A 4,531-nucleotide genomic window follows, 5' to 3' on the forward strand; every position below is an offset into this window, starting at 1 on the left:
CATGGGTGCCACCACCCTCGCACAAAGTCGTCGGGGGAGGCGTCCACCCCATCACAGTCAGTGAGGCTGGCAGTAGTGGTGTGGAAGCCCATTGGGCAAACCACGCGCCCTAAATTGGTCCACTGCCTCCTTCCTGGCCGCATAATGCGGCGGCCGCTTGCCGAACGCGGACGGGAGCATGGGACCGGCGGCGCGGTACTTACTCGAGAGGCTTGACGCCCAAAAGGCCCATTACGGAACCATTTCTGGTTTTAGTTTCTCTTAATTACCCCGAAAACATTTTTGAAGGTCGCCTCGGTATTTGGCCAGCGCCCTAATGTGAGATCGCCATCGTAACCAGAAGCAGCCGTGCCGTTCCAATATGTAGCATAAGCAACACGATTCGAGTCTAACCATTTTTTCATTTCTTCAATAAATACGCCTCCGGTGTCACCCTGCAAGCCTGTAACACCCCATTCTGAAATGGCCATAGGTTTGTTATGCTGAGCAGCGAAGTTCTTCATCCAATCCAACCCCCGATCAGCTCGACGCGACCACATAAACGCCTCAAATGGATCGGTACTTGACCACTGCGGGTACCAGAAAATGTCCTGCGATATTACGTCACAGGCGGCATCGCCAGGGTACCATTGCTCAACTGGTCCGCGATTGCCGGTGAAGTCCCACACTATTTTAAATCGATTACTAACCTTGTGAAATGAGGCCGCAAAATTTTGGAACGCTCGACGATACGCGAAAGGGTCTTGTTTCGCGAACGCTGTCCATGAGAACCACTCACCACCTATTTCCCAAGTTGTTCGTACATAAATTGGATCTCGGTCAGCAAAGCGCGATTTTAGGATGTCTGTCGCCCACCGCGTAAACTCCAAGTTACGCTTCCCCGCTGCAACCGCACGCATTCCGTCAATACCAGCCTCCTCAGGCCACATGCCTATGCTCCACAAAATTTTTCTGCGTGTCCCACCAAGAAAATTTGGCATAAAAATTTGCCAACTAGGATCACCAACAGTGTATCCTAGAACAGCGTCCACTTGATGCCCAAACCATCGCTCGAAAGTAGCAAGCGCTTGTGGTTGATTGCCAACAAAGACGCCGAGATCGTAGGAATGCCTTAATGTTTTTCCGCTTACTTCAGTAAAGTGTATGTTTATTGGAGTGTTGGTGATTTTGGGGGCAGCTAAAGCGTTTGCCAGTAAAATTCTGCGGTACATGGCGGCTCTCACGAGTTGCAAGTTGAAACCAATCGGCCTAATGATTACAGCGGTAAGCCAAAAGATCAGTTCATCCCAGTCTAACGCTGGCTTTCAATCTTGGGACAAACATTGCTATACGGTGCAATGATGGCCTAAGATACTCTCGGTAAAGAGAGAAAATTACGAAAATGCCGAGGGCACAACTCTGCGGTGTTCGGATGCCCATCCTAGAAGCATACAGTTTCCAGTACTTCTTATAAAAGTACCTAGTGTAGAATATCGACCACTTTACTCTCTCCCAACGTGAAGCACTTTGCCCTCCCAAACTGCATTGATTTGGGCTCAGATGAATGCTGTGAACCAGAGAAGTGAGAATTATCCTTTCTCCGTTTACGAACAAATTCATCTGATAATCCGACTCTTCACGATAACCGTTACCTTTACTGTAAAAAGAATCGAATCCATATTTACGCACAAATTCTGTAGGCGTTACGATAATTGCATTTGTGAAAGGTATTTCAATGTCGCCTTTATGACGCGCTCCACCTACATGCTCACAAATAAGTTTTAGGAAAACAGGCCCAGATCGGAATCCATCGCCGAACCGGTTTAGCGCTTCCTTTGCTGTCTCACCATTTCTCATATAAACCCGGCGGCCTGACACCGCACCTGCTTTAAAAGTTAGGAGTTTATTTAGGCATATTTCTGCATAATCTGTTTCCAGAATTTCGTCATCGTCACAAAATAGCACATAAGAATTTTTTGCTAGAAGTGCTCCACGATTACGTGATGCAGCCGCGCCCAATCTAGTTGGGTTGCGGACGAGCGTAGTCTTAGTATTCGGGTACCGGACGGATATTTCAGCTACTGTTTGGTCAGTGCTATCAGAACCGGCATCATTAACAAGGATTATTTCGTCTACGCTTTTTTGCTGGTACCAACTATCCAGAACTAAGCGCAACGTATGTGCGCGATTTCTGGTTGGTATGACCATGGTTATTTTTTGCGGCATCTACAACTCCAGATTGATCGGTCCCGTTCAGTTGAGTGTTACTACGCCATGCTACCACACATCATAGATTACTGAGTTTGCAAAATATGCTATCCAACATGAAAGTAGTGTTCGCATCGTAGAGAGTTTGCGAAGCTGCGAATCACCCAACCTCAATTGTGAGTGTGGAGATATGTGATACGATTGATATAAGTAAATTTTTTGCTTCCAATCAAGTCGCAGCGAGATTCGAGCATTCTGGTGCCTACTTTGCGTGAAGATGTAACTCCGGCGTTTTCTCAATGTTTTATATGTCACTTAAGGTCGAGTTTGGCCGTTTCCGGGGTGAGGCGGCGGAGCGGGTAAGCGGATAAGCTAGTGGCGTCCTGGTCAGAGGACCGCCCACATGCTGACCCTGCCGGCCCGCTTCGCCGGCGATCCTATGCTTCGCACCGCTCCTTTCTCAACCGAGCTGGCAGCACGCTGAGGTGCTGCTGGTCGGGACCATTCCGGCGCCCGGCCGGAGCACGGTGAGCAGCATTCTCCAAATTGCCGGCTCAGCCGGGAGCGGCGGTTCATCAACTACCATTGCGTACTGAACCGTGCTGCCTGAAGCAGGGCGGTGCGTGTCAACGTAGTTGCCGCGCTGATGTCGTAATGGGGTTGGAGTGACCCCTCTCGAGTGGACAGGTTGGGCGTCGAAGTTTGACAGTTCTCCCGGGCGATGAGGGAACCAGCATAGCACGGCACCGGACGTACCCGATTGCGTTCAAGCGGCAGGTCGCACAGGAATTCCTGGCGGGCGGCACCTCGTTGCATGGCCTCGCGCGACGTCACGACGTTTGCCGCAACCTCATCCGCATTTGGGTTGAGAAGTACGAACGCGGAGAGTTTATTGACGAGGCCGAGGCCGCGAACCTCATCGAGCTCTATGAGGCGAGGATAGCGGCGCTGGAGCGGATGGTCGGGCGATTGGCGCTCGAGAATGAGCTGCTAAAGGGGGCGTCAGACACCTCACGAGCGCCGAGCGCTGCGACGCCCTCCGTCGTCACCGGCCCGGCGGTCTTTCGGTCACCGAAGGATGCCGCGTGATGGGGATCGCGCGCAGCTCCTATTGCCGTGATAACCGGACGGTTCTGGACGACACGGCCTTGGTCGAGCGCATGCACAGCCTTGCCGAGGAATGGCCGCGCTACGGATACAGACGGATGGCAGCGCAGCTCCGGGCCGAGGGCCTGCCCATGAACCGCAAGAGGGTGGCGCGCCTCATGCGGCTGCATGGCCTCTGCGTTCGTTCTCGACGCCGCTACGTCGTGACGACCGACAGTAACCACGCCGGACCAATCTTTCCCAACCTAGCCAGGACGGTGGTGCCTGACGGGCCCGACCAGCTGTGGGTTGCCGACATTACCTACATCGGCCTGACCTCGGGCAGCTTCGTTTATCTCGCGGTTATTCTCGACGCATGGTCGCGGCGCGTGATCGACTACGTCCTCACGCGCCTTATCGACGCCAAGCTGACGGTGGCGGCACTTCAGGCGGCGATTGTGACGCGGCGACCGCCGCACGGGTGTGTCCATCACTCGGACCGCGGCGGGCAATACGCTGCTGAGCGGTACCGGACGCTGCTGATCGAGCAGGGCCTGATTGACTCGATGGGCCGACGTGGCAATCCATACGACAACGCAAAAGCCGAGAGCTTCATGAAGACGTCGAAGGTCGAGGCGGTCTACCAGACCGAATACGCCAGCTTCGAGGAAGTCGCGGTCGACCTGCCGCACTTTTTGGAGGGGATCTACAACGAGAGGCGACTACACTCGGCGTTCGGCTACCGCAGCCCCGCCGAGTTCGAAAGGCAACACGCTCAGGAGGGGGTCAAAGCTCCGGCGTAAACCCGTCCCGCCGCCGGGGGTCACTCCACAGGGTAGGGCAGTTTTCAAGCGGCGTTGGCAGGGCTACTCTCGGGCATTCCCTTCACCACGCTGCACAGCAGCTTCGCCCGCTGGACCCGCCTGGGACTTTGGCGGCGACTGGGCCAGCGTCTCGCGCTGGAACGGCGCCTGGCCTACGGCGATGAGGTTCTGCCCTCGGCGGTGGTCGTCGATAGCCACACGCTCCGCTCCTCCCCGGGCGTCTGGGCACGCGGCATCGGTGGCGTCTAGATGTTTGATCCCAGGGTTTGATGGTGCAGTCTTCCAGCAGGCGTGGAAGGACGCGCTGTGGGCCAGGTTCACCATGGGAGCGCCACAACGACAGCGGCGGTCCGTCGAGCGATACAGCATAGTCAAGAGAGCCTTCTCTCGACTTTGGCCATTCAGGCGGCGTGGCAGAGGGCGTAGGCGATGCT

General features: G+C 54.7%; 4 protein-coding genes and 1 pseudogene. 3 read left to right on the top strand and 2 right to left on the bottom strand.

Features of this window, described 5'->3' with window-relative positions; all coding sequences use genetic code 11:
* Positions 1–251: 251 nt before the first annotated feature.
* The gene (locus AC5JJ6_RS00385) at positions 252–1,211 is read right to left on the bottom strand and encodes a glycosyl hydrolase (protein ID WP_496040137.1); all 960 of its coding nucleotides are present in this window, start codon (positions 1,209–1,211) and stop codon (positions 252–254) included.
* A 70-nt stretch (positions 1,212–1,281) separates the two neighbouring features.
* Entirely contained in the window at positions 1,282–2,205 is a 924-nt protein-coding gene (locus AC5JJ6_RS00390) for a glycosyltransferase family 2 protein (RefSeq protein WP_496040138.1), read from the bottom strand.
* Positions 2,206–2,889: 684 nt separating this feature from the next.
* On the opposite strand from AC5JJ6_RS00390, the gene AC5JJ6_RS00395 reads away from it, so the two are divergent.
* The 3 genes and pseudogenes from AC5JJ6_RS00395 to AC5JJ6_RS00405 all read left to right on the top strand — a co-directional run bounded on the left by AC5JJ6_RS00395 (position 2,890) and on the right by AC5JJ6_RS00405 (position 4,346).
* Positions 2,890–3,276, top strand: a complete 387-nt coding sequence (locus AC5JJ6_RS00395) for a transposase (protein ID WP_496040139.1) — start codon at positions 2,890–2,892, stop codon at positions 3,274–3,276.
* A pseudogene (locus AC5JJ6_RS00400) lies at positions 3,252–4,076 on the top strand (IS3 family transposase); the annotation flags it as partial. The gene AC5JJ6_RS00395 and the pseudogene AC5JJ6_RS00400, both read left to right, overlap by 25 nt.
* A gap of 54 nt (positions 4,077–4,130) precedes the next feature.
* Positions 4,131–4,346 (top strand): hypothetical protein, encoded by a 216-nt coding sequence (locus AC5JJ6_RS00405; RefSeq protein WP_496040140.1) that lies wholly within the window; start codon positions 4,131–4,133, stop codon positions 4,344–4,346.
* Positions 4,347–4,531: the final 185 nt, after the last annotated feature.

Source organism: Skermanella sp. (genome assembly GCF_059503625.1).